The sequence below is a fragment of the Halococcoides cellulosivorans genome, from assembly GCF_003058365.1.
Taxonomy (GTDB): Archaea; Halobacteriota; Halobacteria; order Halobacteriales; family Haloarculaceae; genus Halococcoides; species Halococcoides cellulosivorans.
In genome coordinates this window covers 1379160-1396569 of sequence record NZ_CP028858.1, presented here as the reverse complement: position 1 = coordinate 1396569, position 17410 = coordinate 1379160, and the positions used below count along the sequence as shown (strand labels likewise).

10 protein-coding genes are annotated in these 17410 nt (G+C 64.3%); 2 read left to right on the top strand and 8 right to left on the bottom strand.

Features of this window, described 5'->3' with window-relative positions:
• Positions 1 to 3 precede the first annotated feature (3 nt).
• From cofD to HARCEL1_RS06885, 3 genes are all read right to left on the bottom strand, one after another.
• Positions 4 to 999, bottom strand: a complete 996-nt coding sequence (gene cofD, locus HARCEL1_RS06895; protein WP_108381820.1) for a 2-phospho-L-lactate transferase — start codon at positions 997 to 999, stop codon at positions 4 to 6.
• A 77-nt stretch (positions 1000 to 1076) separates the two neighbouring features.
• A complete protein-coding gene (locus HARCEL1_RS06890) occupies positions 1077 to 3344 on the bottom strand; it encodes a PKD domain-containing protein (RefSeq protein ID WP_108381819.1) in 2268 nt (755 codons plus the stop codon).
• Positions 3345 to 3350: 6 nt separating this feature from the next.
• Positions 3351 to 5540: a cellulase family glycosylhydrolase gene (locus HARCEL1_RS06885; RefSeq protein WP_108381818.1), complete on the bottom strand. Its 2190-nt coding sequence runs from the start codon at positions 5538 to 5540 to the stop codon at positions 3351 to 3353.
• Between the two features lie 252 nt (positions 5541 to 5792).
• Here HARCEL1_RS06885 and HARCEL1_RS06880 point away from each other — a divergent pair, with 252 nt between their 5' ends.
• Positions 5793 to 7568, top strand: coding sequence for a hypothetical protein (locus tag HARCEL1_RS06880; protein ID WP_108381817.1), 1776 nt, complete (start codon positions 5793 to 5795; stop codon positions 7566 to 7568).
• A gap of 12 nt (positions 7569 to 7580) precedes the next feature.
• Here HARCEL1_RS06880 and HARCEL1_RS06875 read toward each other — a convergent pair whose 3' ends face one another.
• The 4 genes from HARCEL1_RS06875 to HARCEL1_RS06860 all read right to left on the bottom strand — a co-directional run bounded on the left by HARCEL1_RS06875 (position 7581) and on the right by HARCEL1_RS06860 (position 12671).
• Positions 7581 to 8909: an outer membrane protein assembly factor BamB family protein gene (locus HARCEL1_RS06875; RefSeq protein WP_108381816.1), complete on the bottom strand. Its 1329-nt coding sequence runs from the start codon at positions 8907 to 8909 to the stop codon at positions 7581 to 7583.
• A 199-nt stretch (positions 8910 to 9108) separates the two neighbouring features.
• Positions 9109 to 10329 carry a Fe-S cluster assembly protein SufD gene (sufD, locus tag HARCEL1_RS06870; RefSeq protein ID WP_108381815.1) on the bottom strand — a complete coding sequence of 407 codons (1221 nt, stop codon included), beginning with the start codon at positions 10327 to 10329 and terminating at the stop codon, positions 9109 to 9111.
• Positions 10326 to 11750, bottom strand: coding sequence for a Fe-S cluster assembly protein SufB (sufB, locus tag HARCEL1_RS06865; RefSeq protein ID WP_108381814.1), 1425 nt, complete (start codon positions 11748 to 11750; stop codon positions 10326 to 10328). Before sufB ends, sufD begins: the two co-directional genes overlap by 4 nt.
• Before the next feature lie 9 nt (positions 11751 to 11759).
• Positions 11760 to 12671, bottom strand: a complete 912-nt coding sequence (locus HARCEL1_RS06860; protein ID WP_108381813.1) for an ABC transporter ATP-binding protein — start codon at positions 12669 to 12671, stop codon at positions 11760 to 11762.
• Positions 12672 to 12879: 208 nt separating this feature from the next.
• Here HARCEL1_RS06860 and HARCEL1_RS06855 point away from each other — a divergent pair, with 208 nt between their 5' ends.
• Positions 12880 to 13317: a hypothetical protein gene (locus HARCEL1_RS06855; protein WP_108381812.1), complete on the top strand. Its 438-nt coding sequence runs from the start codon at positions 12880 to 12882 to the stop codon at positions 13315 to 13317.
• Positions 13318 to 13353: 36 nt separating this feature from the next.
• On the opposite strand, the gene HARCEL1_RS06850 is transcribed toward HARCEL1_RS06855, so the two are convergent.
• Positions 13354 to 17328 (bottom strand): DNA polymerase domain-containing protein, encoded by a 3975-nt coding sequence (locus HARCEL1_RS06850; RefSeq protein ID WP_108381811.1) that lies wholly within the window; start codon positions 17326 to 17328, stop codon positions 13354 to 13356.
• Positions 17329 to 17410 lie beyond the last annotated feature (82 nt).

The following is a 17410-nucleotide window of genomic DNA, read 5'->3' as shown; positions in this document are numbered from 1 at the left end:
TCCTCATCGGTCGATCGCCTCCAGCGCCTCCTGGCACGCTCGGGCGACCCGGGCGGCGTCGCCGTCTGTCTCCATCGCGGTGTCGGTGCGGACCACGGGCCGATCGAGGTCGGTTCCGTCCCGACCGTCGAGGACGAACGCGTCGGCAAAGGGATACGCCTCCGCGACGCCCGCCGTCGAGGGCTCGTATCCGACCGCCTCCATCAGTTCGGCGGCGGGCCCCGAGAACACCTCGTCGTCGATGAACGGCGAGACGGCGACGACGGGAGTCTCCTCCAGCGCCTCGCTGATTCCATCGACAGCGAGCATCGGGCCGATACTCGTCACCGGATTCGACGGGCCGACGACGACGGGGTCGTCGAGCGCGTCGAGGACGCTGTCGGTGGCTCGGGCGTCGTCCGTGCCCCGGAACTGCACGTCCTCGATCGTGGGCTCGGCGTCGTGGGCCACCCAGAAGGACTGGAAGTGCATCGGCCCGTCGGGTGTCTCGACGATCGTCGCCACGGGATCGTCGCTCATCGGCAGGACGGTCCAGGGCACGTCGAGCGCGTCGGTCAGTCGATCGATGGCGGCGGTGAGCGATCGGCCTTCGCGGAGCAGGCCCGTCCGAGTCAGGTGGATCGCCCGGTCGCGATCACCGATCAGCATGAACTCGCCGTAGCCCGCGAACCGTCGCCAGCGTGCCCAGCGGGGGCCATCGGTCTGGGCCTCCGGGGGGAGATAGGTCGGCCCGGTGTCGAGACCGGCCGCACTCGCGAGCCGCTGGAGTTCGTCGTGCGTGGCGGTCGAATCGCCGGCGATCCCCCACCAGGTCTCCCGGTCGAGTTCGTCACCACCGAGAAAGAGCACGGTATCGACGTCCGGACAGACCAACAGTCCGCCGAGCGCGACGTCGTCACCGGTGTTCGCGACGACGGTCGTCGCGTCGGGATCGAAGACGCTATTTGCCCCGGCGAGGAGTTTCGGGGACCCGGTCCCACCGGAGAGCACGGTCACCATACACGCTCTGGCCGGAGCACTCGAATAAATCCTCGGTCCGGCGGGCGACCGGCCCGAGCGGTCGCCTGTCCTCGCGGTCAGACCATCTCGAACAGCGCGAGTACGTCCTGCATGTCGACGTCCCCGTCGCCGTCGACGTCGTAGAAGTCAGCGTTGTCCTGGACGTCCGCCGTGTCCGTGTTCTGGAACAGTCGATTCACGTCCGGGAAGTCGACGACGCCGTTGCCCGAGAGGTCCTCGTAGACGCCATCGCCGTCGGGATCGGTCGCGTTGATCGGCCAGGTCGGGCCCTCGGGGTCCGATCCACCACCCATCGTCGCTGCGCCCGCGACGGCGACATCGCCCATATCCCGGCTCTCGAAGCCATCGAGCCACGATACGTCGTCGAAGCGGGCCGTACACAGCGTCTCGGGGCTGTTCGAGGAGACGTACACGCCGACGAACGCGTCTTCGCTCATATCGATCTCGCCGGATTCGATCTCGGTCCAGGATTCGCCGTCGGGCGAGACCGAGCAGTGGATCGTGCCGCCAGCGCGCTCCAGACGCAGATCCATCGGTGGCGTGCTGTCGTCTTCGGCGCGTTCGCGCCAGACTGTCCCGCTGTAGGCGCGGGTCTGTTCGGCCCCGTCGTCGGGGGTGAGCGTGACCGCGCCGAGTGAGGACCAGTCGGCCGGATCGTCGACGACGATGAGTCCAGCCTGGGCGTCGCCAGCGGTCGCGTCCATCCAGTCGAGGTGGGCCTCGCGGGTGAAATCACCAGAGACGGGGACGGTCGCGAGATGGGCCTCGAACGTGGTGTCACTCACCGTCTTGCCGGCCCCTTCGACGATCATCGTGTCTTCGGGGACGTCTTCGACCGTGACGCTCGTGCTGTCGGTCGCCTCGTTGCCGGTTTCGTCGCTCACCGTCAGGTCGACGTCGTACGTTCCAGGCGCGCTGTACCGATGGACGGGGGCGGACTCCGACCCGCTCGTGCCGTCGCCAAACGACCAGTCGTAGTCGCTGATCGAGCCGTCGGGGTCGAAGCTATACGACGCCCCAAAGGCCCCGGATTCACCGACGAGGAGGTCCTCGGGTCCCGAGAGGTCAGCGATTGGAGTCGATCCGTCACCAGATTTGGCTCGGACGCGATCGGCGTAGGCTTCCAGAATCGGCCCGGACTGGTTACGATAGATCTGGAACCCGTCGTGATCCGATGTCGATTCGAGGACGAGTTGCCAGGCGGTCGCCGCCCCGGCGTCGCCCGCGTCGAGTTCGTCGTACCACGCCTCCAGGCGATCCTGGCGCATCGAGACCGACTGGGAGTCGGCGTTGACGTTGAACTCACCGAGATACAGCGGCTTGCCGACCGTCTCCTCGACGGCCTGGACGTGATCTCGAATCCACTCGACGCCCGTCGCGACGGTCTCGGCGCCCGCGTTGGGTTCGAGGTCCAGCCCCGGCCAGTGGTGGGGATACATGTGGAACGAGCAGACGTCGATGCCGTCGATCTGGTGGACCGACTCGAAGTCCTGGGCAGTCCAGTCCGAGTACAGGAAGTTCTCGCCGTCCGGTCGGGTGAAAAAGCCCTCGACGCCCGAGGAGATGAGGTGATTCGGGTCGAGGTCTTTGACGTACGCAGACATGTCGTCCATCCATCCCTCGAACGCGCCCACGCGGTCGTCGATGCTGAGTTGGTCGGCCCACTTGGGTTCGAGACGTGGCTCGTTCGCGAGTTCCCACATCGCGATGGTCGGATCCTCGCGATACTCGACGCCGGTGATCGAGTTCGTCCGCGTCAGGATCGTCTCGACGTGATTCCGGTAGAGTTCGCGGATCTCCTCGTTGACGTAGAAGGCCGCACGATACCCCTTCCCGCTGTTGCCGGTCACCCACTCGACGTACTGATCGAACCCGCCGCTGTGGGGCCAGAAGTCTGCAAAGGTGAGGACGAGTCGCAGGCCGTGCTCGCGCGCTCGCGCGACGATGTAGTCGAGGTGTTTGAGCGCCGATTCGTCGTGAACGCCCGGCTCTGGCTGCATACAGTGACAGTCGGTATGCCCTTCACAGAACGTCCAGGTCCGCACGAGGTTCAGTCCCATCTCCTCGTACAGCTGAAACACGTCGTCGACGCGCTGGCGCTCGGCACACCGGTTGGTGATCCAGAAGTTGTTCGAGCCATTCAGATACAGTGGGTCGCCACCGAGCGTGAACGACGTCCCCTCGGTGCCGACGAACTCGCCGCCCGGCGCGGCGGTCGCGGGCAGTCCGACGAGACCGCCGACGGCGCTCGCGCCCGCGGCGGCGAGGAACCGGCGGCGGGTGGTCGTCGATCGGGGCTCGGAGTGATCTGTGTGTCGTGTCATCTGTGATCACACCATCTCGAACAGCGCGAGCACGTCCTGCATGTCGACGCCCCCGTCGCCGTCGAAGTCGTAGAACTGTGTGTTGTTCTGGACGTTCGCTGTATCCGTGTTCTGGAACAGTGTGTTCACGTCGGGGAAGTTCACCGTTCCGTCACCCGAGAGGTCCTCGTACAGACCATCACCGTCGGGATCGGACGCCCCGGCCGGCCAACCCGGCTCTTCGGGAGTCGTCTCGGGTGGCTCGGGCGGGGTCGTCGATTCGGGGTCCCCGATCTGGACCCAGTCGAGGTTCGATCCCGACTCCTCGACCACGACCCGGATGACGTGCTCACCCGAAGAGAGGCTGATGTCGCCGATCCGGGTGTCGGCCCACGACTCCCAGCCGCCGGTCTGCCACCCGCTGCCGCTGACCGACTCGCCGTCGCCTTCGACGCGGACCGTCGCGGCGGGACTGGCCGTTCCGGCGAAGCTGACCCGGACGGGGTACGATCCGGCTTCGGGCACCGAGACGGTGTACTCCATCCACTCACCGGCGTTCAGATTCGCGATGTAGCGGTTGTCCGCACTCTCGGAGATGTCGACGCCGGCATCGCGATACGTCGACCCGCCCTGGTTGGCGGCGTCGGTGTCGAAGTACGCGACACCGGGCCCGCCCTCGTCGAACGTTTCGAGGTGGATCCGGCAGGGCACCGTCTGATCGACGAACGCCGACTGGCCCTCGTCGCGCGCGAGCGTCTCGACGGTGGTCGTCGCCTCGGGCGAGGCGTTGCGCGCGGCGTCGACGGCGATCACGCTCACCTCGTAGGTCGACGCGGGATCGAGGCCGTCGACGGTCGCCGTCGTGGTGTCGGCCCCGACCTCGGTCGTCCTCGTGCCGTCGAGGAACAGCTGATATTTGAGCAGGCCGGCCTCGCCTTCGTCGGTGACGCTATTCCAGGAGACCGTCGCGGAGATCTCCGAGACGCGATCGACGCTCAGCCCGGTCGGCGCGGGCGGGGCCTGGTCGTCTGCGACCGCTGGCTCGGGGTTTTGCTCGTCGCGGGTGTCCGCGAGCCAGGATTTGATGAAGCCCGCGTGCTGGTCGCTGCCGTCTTTGAGCGTCCAGTCGCCGCTGTGGCCCTGGCCCGACGATTCGAAGAAGGTCGGGGCCCACGTATCGTCGAAACACCACGCCGACCAGCCAACGTTCTCGTAGCTCTCGATCCACTCGCGGAACGGTTCGCCCCAGTCGCTGGTCGTCCCTTGATCGACCGATCCACCGTTGGGGTCCCACCCGAACTCGGTGATCCAGACGGGCACGTCCTCGGCGGGCGCGCCGTAGGTCTGGTCGAACGGGCCCGAGCCGTCCGAATTCTCCTCGTAGGGATCGCCGTTCGCGGGGTAGATGTGGCCCGCGTAGATCAGATTGTCACCGTCGAACGGGTCGTCGACCGCCATGTGTGGGTAGGAGGTCCAGGACGGTGACCCGATCACGAGCGGGCGTGCCGGAGCGTGTTCTTGGACCGTGTCGACCCACGGTTGGGCCGCTGTCCTCCACATCTCCCAGATCGTCGCGTCATCCGTGCCCCATCCGGCGGGGAGTGTCGGCTCGTTGAACAGCTCGAAGATCACGTTGTCGTCGTCAGCGAACTCCTCTGCGACGGCGGGCCAGAACAGCTCCATCAGTTCGCCCGCACGATATTCGTACTCTGAATCGTCGTCAGCGTACCCCTGATCGTTGTACGGCCGGATCAGGTGGAAGTCGATTAGTGCGTACTGGCCGCGGACTTTCAGGTAGTCGACCGCCGGTCGCAGGTGGTCCTGGATGATCCCGTCGAGTGAGAACTGATCGGCGGTGAACACCTCGGAGGTCACCGGCAGGCGGACGTGGTTGGGATACCACCCGTGCTGGTCGCTGGTCGCCCACTCCAGAATGGAGAGCCCGCTGCCCTGGGAGGGCACGAGTGGGTACGAGTACCAGCTTCGAGCGACGTAATCGACCGACGCGGTCGCGAACCCGCGCGGACGAACTGTGTTCCCGCTCGGGTCTTTGATCCACCGGCCCTCGGTGTGGAGCGCCGGCGTCGGCACGCCCGCCGACGCGGAGCCGATCGGCCCGGTGATAGCGAGCCCTGTCGTCGCGAGGCCCGCGCCGGCGGCCTTGATCACTCCTCGGCGTGTCACGGTCTGACGGTCGTCTTCTGGTAACTGTGTCATGGTTCTAGGATTCCCCTCACGTCTTGTTTGATTTCGACCTCAAAAAACATAATATTTCCGCAGCCAGACCGTATGGAGGCGAGTACCGACCGAGATTCGTTTCGATCGTATCCGAATCTCGTCCCGGTCTGTCGCGGGATTCGACCGTCCGGGACTGACGACCGGGTCGCAGACGGAGTCGACAGCGTCGGACAGATTCCACGACAGCGTGTGGGGAAAATTATTTCATCTCGCTCAATATAAAATTACGATATGATCGGTAGACCACAGGTGAGCGGGGACCGACCGGACGGATCGCACTCACGGCGGCGCTTCCTCGCGGTGATCGGCGGGAGTGCGGTCGTCGGCCTGGGAGCGGGGCTGTCGGGAGCGGCCGAGGAGTCGGTGCCAGCGCCGTGGGACGTGGATGTCGTCCGCCCGCCAACTGGGTTCGGCATCGCACTCACCTGGTCCGGCGTCGATCCGTGTTCCAGTGTCGTCGATCACTACCGCGTCAGTGGCGGTGGCGTCGAACGCACCGTCCCGGCCGGCGTCGATCGAATACACTTCTCTCCGGAGAGCGGCAGATCGGAAACCTACGAGATCGTCGCGGTCACGGACGATGGCCGGGAGTCGTCGCCGGCCACGATCGAAGCCGTTCCCGGAGACAAGGCTCGAATCGTCAGGACGCACCTCGATCTCGATGCGTCGCTGATCGAGGTCGGAGAGACGGCGGCGGCCGATATCGTGCTCGACCCGGGCCTGGAGGATCACCCGATCTGGCTCGAAGGCCCGATCACGATCGACGTGCAGTTCTCCTCGCCCTGTGCTGTCTCGATTACGGACTACACCTTCGATACCGATATCGCCGCGTCGGTCTCGACGACCCCCGAGGAGGGCTATCAGCAGTCTCGATCACACGACGTCTCGTTCACGGCGACGGTCGAACTCGACGAGGCGATCGAACTCACCGATCCGCTCCGCATCGGGTCGGTCGAATTCGTTGGTGCCGACGCGGGCGGGTCGGCACTCGACGTATCGGTGTCTCTGGAGTCGGAGTCCGAAGCGTTCTCGAACTGGACACCGATCGAGGTGGAGGCGGCCTCCGGACCACCGCCCGGAATCTCGAATCTCGGCCTCGTGGAGTGGGGCAACACCATCGACGTGTACTGGGACGTCGACGGCGCTGAGTGTCCGTCGTTCGACTCGGTCGAGGTTCGTGTCGACGGCGACGTCGTCGACCGTGTCCAGCCAGGAGTGAACCGCATCACGATCAGAGAGGGCGGATTCATCACGGTTCGATCGATCGACGCAGATGGACAGCGGTCGCGTCCACTCACCGGCTACCAGGAGATTACCAGCCTCATCGCAGATCCGGGGACGGACGTGTACGCGAAGACTCCAGGCTCGGCCATCGCACCGGGCGAATCGGTCGTCGTTCCACTGGAGTGTCGGACGCTGGTCGGTTCGCCTCCGGATCTCCACTATTCGGAGGAGGTCGTCGTCGAGGCCAGTCTCGTCGACCCCTGTACGGCGTCGATCACGGACGCTGCACCGATGGTGTTCGACGAGGAAGAGTGGATGTTCGATGGTTACGATCAGTCGGACGAGTCGTTTCCGCCCGCGACAGTCGAGATCGCTGACGACGGATCGGCAGTGACTATCACGTACCCGCAACCGTTTCTTATCCAGGCGTTCGAAACCGACGATCCATTCGTCGGTGCGATCGAACTCACCGGCCAGGCTGCCGGCGCTACTAATCTGTACGCGACGCTCGACCGATTCCACAGCGAGCCACCGTCGTACCCCTGGTCGACGGTCCGGGTCGCGGCGCCCGATTCGATCGACGGACCGATGCCGACCGATCCGGACGGTGACGGCCTGTACGAGGACCTCTCGGGTGATGGGGCGGTGAACTTCCCCGACGTGAACACGCTGTTCCAGCAGATGGACAGCGACGCGGTCCAGGACGACGCGCAGTTTTACGATTTCTCGGGTGACGGCACGGTCGACTTGCAGGACGTGCTCGCGCTGTTCGAAACCATATAGCTGACCGTTCGACTACCCGTTCTCTCCAGGACGACTGCGATTCCACTTCTTGTGGGCCAGGAAACCAGCGGACCCGACGATTCCGCCCCCGACCAGGAGTTCCGGAATTCCCGGATCCTGGAGGGATCGTCGGGCCGTCATGAGGAGGCCCCCGGGGATGTCGATCTCTTGGTCCGCATACTGCCAGCTACCGTGGTGTCCGAGCGTGCCGAGTCGAGCGCGTGATCCCTCGCCAGAGCCTATCACGTCAGCGTCGAGCGCGTGAATCACTCCGTCGTAGTCGACAACGAAGACGGTTCCATCGGCCACCGTCGGTGAGGCGCTGACACTTGGGGCGTTCTCGTCCGCCCAGCGAGTCGACCCATCGGCCGTATCGAGTGCGACGACGCCTCCACTGTTGCTGCCGACGAACACTGTGTCTGAGACGACCGTCGGTGAGGATTGAAACACATGCTCCGATTCGAAGTGCCACTCCAGGGCGCCTGTCTCGGCGTCGAGCGCGTGCAGGGCCTTCCCGAAGCTCCCGACGTAGACGGTTCCATTGGCCACTGTCGGTGACGATCGGAGCCGTCCGGTGTAGCCCCCAAAATCCCAGTCTATGGGGGGATGCAGTTCGACTGACCACTGCTCAGTGCCAGTCTTCGCATCGAGGGCGTACAGGTGCCTGTCGAAACTGGGGACGAACACCGTCCCGGATGCGACTGTCGGTGACGCATTGATCGGTCCGTCAGTCTCGAAACGCCACTGTTCGGTCCCAGTCGCTGCATCCAGTGCGTAGAGTCGCCCGTCCATACTCCCCACGTAGAGTACGCCGCCTGTCACGACCGGTGAGGACACGACCCCCTCGTGGGTCTCGACCGACCAGCGCTCGATGCCCGTTTCGGCATCGATGGCGTAGACGCTGTCGTCCCAACTCCCGACGAAGACCGTTCCGTCGACGACCGTCGGAGAGGAGTCGACGACATCGTCGGTCTCGAACGCCCACCGCTCGGCCCCGGTCTCGGCGTCGAGCGCCGTGACGACGCCGTTCTGGTCCCCGACGAACACCGTTCCATCGACGACGGCTGGCGAAGACGTTCCGAGGTGATCGAACTCGTGGACCCATCGTTCAGTGCCCGCGTTCGCATCGATCGCGTACAGCGTCTCTGTCCCGGCCGCGAAGACCGTTCCGTTCACGACAGTCGGTGAACTGTCCCAGAACCCCTCACCGGTGTCGTAGGCCCAGTTTGATCGCTCAGTCTCTGCACTCGCCGTCTGACCGGTGGCCCCGACGATGGAGAGTGTGCCTGCCCCGAGGACGGACAGAAACCGTCGTCGGGAGGTGAGTCCACCGCTACGCATGGGTCTCCGCCGTTCGCCAGTGTGTTCTCCCTGGCTCCGTCTCTGATGACATTGGTATTGGATGTCGTCATCGGTTCGAATATGTCTTTGCACTCGTCGATGGGCCTGAGGACGCTGCAGCGTCGATGATCGGTTTTCGACGGTGCGCACCACACTATCGGGCCCCGCGTTGTCGAGAGAACGAACGGAGAAAAGCGATCTACCGGGTTTCGAGGCGATCCGCGATCAACGCGCGGATGTCCTCACGCAGTTCGTCGAGGGTGACCTCGTCGAGCACGGGCTCGAAAAAGCCCTCGACGAGCATGTCGCGAGCGGCCTGGTCCGGGATCGACCGCGAGGTCATGTAGAACAGGTCTTCCGAATCGACCTGGCCGACCGTCGCGGAGTGGCTGGCCTCGGTGTCGTGGTTGTTGATGATCAGCTTCGGGGAGGCGTCGGCCTCGCTGGTGTCGCTCAGCATGAGCGTGTTCTCACGCTGGAACGAACTCGTGTCCCAGGCCTCGCGGCCGACGTTCTGGACGCCCTCGTACACCGAGCGCGCCCGATCGTCGAGGACGCCACGCGTGACGAGGTCGGCCGTGGTGTGTTCGGCCTCGTGATCGACACGCGAGGCGACGTCGACGTGCTGGTCGTCGTGCCCGAAGAAGGCCCCGACGATGCGGGTCTCGGAGCCGTCGCCCGCGAGCGTGGTCTCGACGCTGGCCTTGACGAGGCCGCCGCCGAGGTTGCCCTCGAACCAGTCGATCGTGCCGTGACGGTCGGCTTCGCCGGCCTTGACGCCGAGTGCGGTCGTGTCGCTGTCCAGATTCTGGAGCGTGCCGTACTCGATCGAGGCGTTCTCGCCCGCGACCGCCTCGACCACGCCGCTGTAGTATCGATCCGTCGCGTCGGTCGCCGCACTGGACTGACGTTCGAGGACGGTCACCGAGGCGGACTCCTCGGCGACGACGAGCGTGTAGTTGAACAGCGATCGCGCGCCCATCGAGGTGCGGATCGTCACGTCCTCGGCGGCCTGGCCCGATGGCACGTAGACGAGCGTGCCCGCGCTGAACAGGGCCGTCGAGAGCGCGGTAAACGAATCGCGCTGGGGGTCGACGACCGATCCGAAGTGCTCCTCGATGACTTCGGGATGCTGGTCGACGGCCTCGGCCCACGCCAGGACCTCCGCGCCGTCGGCCTCGATCCGATCTTTCGCGCTCGCGCTCTGGTCGGGATCGGCCAGCGCGGCGGGATCGACGTCGTCGAGGTTCGTCCATCGGCGTCCGGGCGTGTGGATGACCTCCGGCTGGGGCAACTCGTCGTGGGCCTCGAAGGCCTCCAGGCGGATCTCGGTGAGCCAGTCGGGTTCGCCCAGGCCCTCGGAGATCTCTTCGACGGTCGACGCGGTCACCGACGGCGACTGATGAGTGCTCGCGGTCATCCGAGACTCCCCTCCATCTCCAGTTCGATCAGCCGATTCAGTTCGACGGCGTACTCGATCGGGAGTTCCTCGGTGATCGGCTCGATGAACCCGGCGACGATCATCTGCTTGGCGTCGTCGTCGTCGAGGCCGCGCGACTGCAGGTAGAAGACGTCCTCGTCGCCGATCTTGCCGACGGTCGCCTCGTGGGCGACGTCGACGTCGCTCTCGCGGATCTCCATGTACGGCATCGTGTCGCTGGTCGACTCGTTGTCGAACATCAGCGCGTCACACTCGACGCTGGTCGACGCGCCCGCGGCGTTCGTGCCCATGTGGACCAGGCCACGGTAGTTGGTCCGCCCGCCGTCTTTCGAGATCGATTTGGACTCGATCGTCGATTTCGTGTCGGGGGCGTTGTGATAGACCTTCGCGCCGGTGTCGATGTTCTGGCCCTCGCCCGCGAAGGCGATGGTGATGTGATTGTCGCTCGCGCCGGGGCCCTGCAGGACGCTGGAGGGGTACAGCATCGTCGCCTTCGAGCCCATCGACCCGGAGATCCACTCCATCCGGCCGTCGCTCTCGACGATCGCGCGCTTGGTGTTCAGGTTGTACGTATTCTTCGACCAGTTCTGCACCGTCGAGTACTGGACGTGAGCGCCCTCTTTGACGAACACCTCGACGCCACCCGAGTGCAGGTTGTGCGTGGCGTACTGGGGTGCCGAACAGCCCTCGATGTAGTGGACCTCGCTGTTTTCCTCGGCGACGATGAGGGTGTGTTCGAACTGGCCCATGCCCTCCGAATTCATCCGGAAGTACGCCTGGATCGGCATCTGCACCGTGACGCCCTCGGGGACGTACACGAACGACCCGCCGGACCAGACCGCGCCGTGGAGCGCGGCGAACTTGTTGTCCGTCGGTGGGACCGCCCGGGTCATGAAGTATTCCCGGACGATCTCGGGGTGTTCCTGGACGGCTTTGTCCATGTTCATGAAGACGACCCCTTTGTCCTCCCACTCCTCTTTCATGTTCTGGTAGACGACTTCGGACTCGTACTGGGCACCCACGCCCGAGAGGGCCTTCTTCTCGGCCTCGGGAATGCCCAGTTTGTCGAACGTGTCCTGGATCTCGTCCGGGAGGTCGTCCCAGTCGTCCTCGCCGCCGCGGGTCTCGATGTCCGGGCGGATGTACGGGAGGATCTCGCCGACGTTGACGTCGCTCAGGTCGGGCTGACCGGGCCAGTCGGTCGGCATCGGCATCTCCTGGTAGACGTTCAGGGCTTTCAGGCGCCGTTCGAGCATCCACTCGGGCTCGTCTTTGTCCTCGGAGATCATCCGGACCGTCTCCTCGGTGAGGCCCTTTTCGGCGACTTCCGCCGCCTTCTGCTCTTTCTTGAACTCGAATCGTGCTTCCGTGTTGGTGTCTTGGAGATCGTCGGAGCTCATTGTATCACCCTATGCCGCCTCGTAGACTTCGTCGCGGACCCAGTCGTACCCGCGATCCTCGAGTTTCTCCGCGAGTTCGGGCCCGCCGGATTTGACGATCTGGCCGTCGAGCATGACGTGGACGTGATCCGGTTCGACGTAGTCGAGGATGCGCTGGTAGTGGGTGATCTGGAGGACGCCCGTGCCCTGCTCGTCGCGCAGCGCTTCGATGCCGTTCGAGACGTCCTGCAGGCGGTCGATGTCCAGCCCGGAGTCGATCTCGTCGAGCACGGCGATCTCGGGTTCGAGGATCGCGGCCTGGAGCACCTCGTTCTGTTTTTTCTCGCCCCCGGAGAAGCCCGCGTTGAGGTATCGGTTCGCGAACGACTCGTCCATGTCGAGTTGCTCCATCTTCTCTGAGAGGATCGCCTGGAACTCCTCGACGCCGACTTCGCCCTCGTCGACGGGGCCTTCCATCGGTGAGGTCTCGTAGCCCGCGTCGTCCTCGTCGGCCTCAGCGTCTTCGTCTTCGTCCTCGAACAGTTCGGCGCGCTCGTCGAGCTTAGCGTTGAGCGCCGTTCGGAGGAAGTTCACCATCGTGACGCCCTCGATCTCCGCGGGATACTGGAACCCGAGGAAGATGCCGAGCGCCGCGCGCTCGTTGGGTTCGAGATCGAGGAGGTTCCAGTGCAGGTCTGCCTCGTCGACCTCGAGGTCCTCGAATTCGTCGCCATCGAGGTGGAGGTTCACTTCACCGTCGGTGACCTCGTAGGCGGGGTGGCCCGCGATGACCTTCGCGGTCGTCGACTTTCCGCTGCCGTTCGGGCCCATCAGTGCGTGAATCTCGCCGGAGCCGACCTCCAGGTCGACGCCATCGAGGATCTGTTCGCCGCCGTCTTCGGCGACCTTCGCGTGCAGGTTAGACAGTTCGAGCGTAGCCATCTTTAGGTCACCCGAAAATGAGGTGGTCGAACCCATAACGGTTGCGCTAGGAGCAGACTTCGAGTTGGTGAACAACCAAGGGAAATTTTTCGTGAAGGAAAGCGTGTCGGTGTTTCGTGCCGGCCTGGTAGGACAGAGTTGCGGGTTCAATCGATGAAGGGCTCACTCACCGCCGATTTCAAGTATCTTGTAAACGGGACTCAGATGCATGGACCGCCGTCGGTTCCTCGCGCTCGGTGGGGTGGGTCTCTTCGGGGCGGTCGCTGGGTGTCTCGACCGATCGGACGGCGACGCGACGACGGACGCAGTCACGAATGGGCCGACGACCGAGTCGGATGGGCCCACACCCGACGTCACGCTCGGACTCGAAGTGGTTAGCTGGCGGGCGGATCCGAGCGTCTGTACGGTCGAACTGATGCCCGCAAGTGATGGCGAGTCGGGCGAACGCGAAGCCCTGTTCGCGGAGCAGGTCTCCCTCCAACCGAACGAGGCGCTCGATCTGACGCCGCATCGAAACGGCGAGCCGGTAATCCTGACGATCGAACGCGACGGCGAAACGCTGTTCGAGGAGCGCATCGAGCCACAGGAGGGCGTCGAGGTCCGTATCGGGTCGGACGGCGTCACGACCGACTGGACCGTCGAGTAGCGTCCAGAGAGCTCGCCAGCCAGTCAGCCGATCCGATCAGTCTGCGAACTGGCCGAGCCCGGTCTGTTCCTGGCCCGATTTGACCTCTTGCCAGGTCAACCCGAGGGCCTCGATGACGCGCTCGATGGGACCTTTGAGCGTCTTGTCGAGCATGCGATCCCAGTCGATTTCGAACGCCTCGGGCAGTTGCTCGGCGTACTCGATACAGATGACGTCCGGGTCGCGTTTGAACTCGCCGTAGATCAGGTCCTCGGCGGGGTCGAGGTCCTGTTCGTCCTCCAGGGCCTCGAAGAAATCGGGGTGGACCTTGCGCAAATAGAGGCGCTTTGGCTTCGACCCGCGCCCGAAGTTCGTGCCCAACACGCAGTTGGCGTACTTCGCCCCGCGCACGTGTGCGGTGTCGGTCTCGTAGTTGTTCAGGCGCTTACCGATGCCGCCCGGGATGCCCACGTCCTCGGGGTCGACGTTGCCCGCCTGGAAGTCCTCGATCACGTCGGTCAGGTACTCCGCGACGGCGTCGATGTCGCCCTCTCGGGAGATGATCTCCAGCACGCGGTGTTGAACGCGTTTGGTGATCGGGGCGATGTCCGAGCGCTGGTACTCGAAGCCCGTCACGTCGAGGTCGTCGACCTCTTTCCCCTCTTTCCAGACGATGTGGCCCGCGTAGCGCTTTTTCTTGCCGGCCTGGAAGAAGCGGCGATACAGTTTTTCGAATTCGATCTGGAAGCGGTGCTCCTCGGCGCTCAGTTGCTCGCGCGCGAACTCGTCGTAGGAGGCGTTGATCGCCTCCTCGATATCGAACGACTGTTCGATGGCCTCCTCGGTCGAAGAAATATCGGCGAGACTGATCATGACCGAGTCGGTGTCGCCGTAGGTCACGTCGTAGCCCAACTCGTCGACGACCCGTTCGGTGTACTCGATGACGGCCCGTCCGGTGGCGGTGACGGCGGCGGCGTTGTCCTTGTCGTACAGTCTGAATCGATCCCACCCAGACACGCCATAGAGCGACTGGCCGACCCACTGGAACCGACCGTTTCGGCCCGCGAGGACGGTGTGATTGTCCTCGACGGTGACGGAGTAGACCCCGTTCTCGGCGGTAGAACGCGATCCGCTACGGTGCATTCGGAGCGTATTTTTCGAATTCTCGGTGACGTAGATTCGCCAGGCGTCGCTGTCGCGGTTGAAACTCGCCGTATAGCCGAGATGCGTACAGAGACGCAATACGTCGTCGCGCAACTGCTCGCTCGCCGTGGAATATCGCCAGGACCCGGGCTGCTTGTCGCCGTCACCGTCGATGAGCGTTTCGAGGAACCGTCGCTTCTGGGACTCGTCGAGGTCGAAGACGATGTCTGGGATCTGCTTCTCGAAACTCCCCGCTCCACACCGATCGGTCAATAGATCGCCCAGCAGCTTCGAGGTGAACCGGTAGGCCCGGTCGTCCACGTAGTAATCGAACCCCATCCGATCGAGAAGCCGCCCGATCGCTGCGTGGTCGCCGTCTGCGTCCCTTCCGTCGTCCGAATCACCGCCGTCCGTGACACTCACTCGCTGTTGGGCGATCTGTACCGTCGTCGCACTCCCGCGGAAATTCTCGCCGAACTCCTTCTCTTCGGACGTGTAGACGTTACCCTCTGTCACGAACCACGCGAGCAGTTCGACGACGTCGTCACCGTCGTACGTTCGAGGAATCCACTTCCGGCCGGATTCGCGGTGGACGAAACTGTACTCACAGACCGACTCGACGTACTCGCGGTGGGCTTCGAACTCCTCGGCCGTGAAGACGTAGCCGACCTCGCCGACGTCGGCTTTCGGCACGCGTCGCGGCGTCCAGCCGAGTTCTGCAGTGAACGTGTGCCCGTGGACTGACGGACGCACCCAGACCTCGTACTCGCCGTCGATCCACTCGGTCACATCGACCGTCTCGATCGGGTCGCAGTGGTCCATCGACCAGTCGTGGGGGAGTTGGTAGTTCGTCGCGTCGTCCAACTCGCCAGCCTCGACGAAGCGGTAGTCGTCTTCGTCCCACGAGATCCCGTTCGTCTCGTCCTTGCGAACGAGCATTCGATGGTTCGGCGTCACCCCGAAGTCGATCTTGTCCGTCTCGATGTCGACGAGTTCTCCTTCGTAGTCGGGATAGGCCCAGGTCTCGGTGACCGGCTTGACCTCCACGTCGAGCGTGTCCGGGTCGATCGAATATACATCGTCGCCGACGTCGAGGTCCCGAACGTTTCGAACCCCGGACGGCGTCAAGACATTGGTGTCCGGGGTAAAGCAGTTCATAATAACCTTTACAGCTCCTTGCTGCCGGTCGTAGCGCTCGTAGTCGTCGGTACCGGGCTCGTGATCGTTTCGAAGTGACTTCTTTTCTTCGCGTTCTGTCAGGAGTTCGTCGACCATCTCCCGAACGATGCCGTCGGGTTCGGTCCGGTAGTGCTGGTCGCTCGGCGGGGGTGCACGGTAGGTCTCGCCGTCGAACTCGGCGGGATCGACCTTGGTCTCGGGCGATGCGTTAATTGTTACCATGCACATCGGATAGAGACTTTTCAAATCTAGAACAGAAACCATCTCCCGAATCCCGCTGATCGGGTCGAAGACCGCCCCGCCCTCGAACTCCTCGCCGGACTCGACGGTGCCCTTCGAGGGGAGGACGAACTTGCCGAAGGCCTTGTGCAACACGTACATGTCGACGGCGTCACCGGGCGTGGGCGCGTCTTCGAGTTTACAGCCCACGAAGGTCGCGACCTCCTCGAAGAAAGCGATGATGTCCTGGCTGCGATCGAGTTCGACACACAGCTCCACGTCACGGAGGTTGTACTCCAGGAGGCGTGTCGGATCATCTTCCCAGAGGTCGCCGATGTCGCCGGTGTAGGTTTCTTTCCCGGCGTCGAGTTCGGCCTGACCCACGTCTTCGAGCCGATAGGATTCGAGTTCGGTGAACTGCGTGCGCTTGTACGCCCGTAGGAGGTCGAACACGACCCGGCCCTTGATGTCTGGGCCCTGCCAGTCGGACTCCCAGACCTCACCGATTCGCGAGAGGCGATTCATATCGAGGTCGCGATCGGATCGACGGTCGAGGACCTGGAGTCGATCGATCAGGAAGGGTGCGTCGAAGTCGTCCACGTTCCAGCCTGTGATGACGTCCGGGTCGCTCGTATCGAGATAGTCGATGTACGCGTCGAGCATCGCCGCCTCGGTGTCGAACACGCGCACGTCGGCCTCGAAGTCGCTCTCCAGTGGCTCGTACTCGTCGAGGACGGCGGGCGGGTCGACGGTCGCGTCGGGGGCGTCGTACAGCCAGGCGATGTACTCGTCGGTAAAAGAGTCGTGGGTCGTCAGACAGACGATCGGTTCCTCGCCGTCCTCGGGGAAGCCCGATCGGTCGTCGACCTCGATGTCCATCGTGTGGATGCGCGCGTCGGCGTCGACGTCGACGGCCTCGACCTCCTCGACGGGGACACGGGCGACGCGATCCTCGCTGTCCACCCACCGTGCGGGCACACGGATCCCACTGCGAACGTCGAGATCGACCAGAAATCGATTCGGGAAGAGGACGTCGGCTTCGAAATGATCGAACTCGTCGCGGATCTGCCCGACGTCACGGGGCGTCTGTCCGTAGATCCGGATCAGATCCTCGCCTCGAATACTCTCGAAGCCCGGTTCGGTTCCCGTCATCCGATCGCGGGCCGTGATGGCCTCGGGGTCGATATCGGCGGTCGGCGCGTAGAAGTAGGGCCGGAACTCGTGGACCTGCACGTGAACGAGCGACTCGTCGTCGGGCCGTCGCCCGAACACGTGGATGACGGGGTACTCCTCGGCGCCCGACCCCTCGACGGAGTAGTCCACCTGGACGACGGCGAGATCGACCGTGCCGTCGGCGTCGGGGTACTTCTCGCGATCGGGGTCGAACGTGTCGATGGCCGCGACGTCCCCGCCGGCGACGGCCGCCGCCTCGGCCGCGGCGGGACGCTCGTCGTCGAACGACGTCAGCGACGCCTGCTCCGGACCGTTCATGCCCTCTCCAATCGGCCGCGACACAAAAACGCCCACGATCCACGCGGGGGAATCGCAGCGACCGATACGACTTTACCTTGGC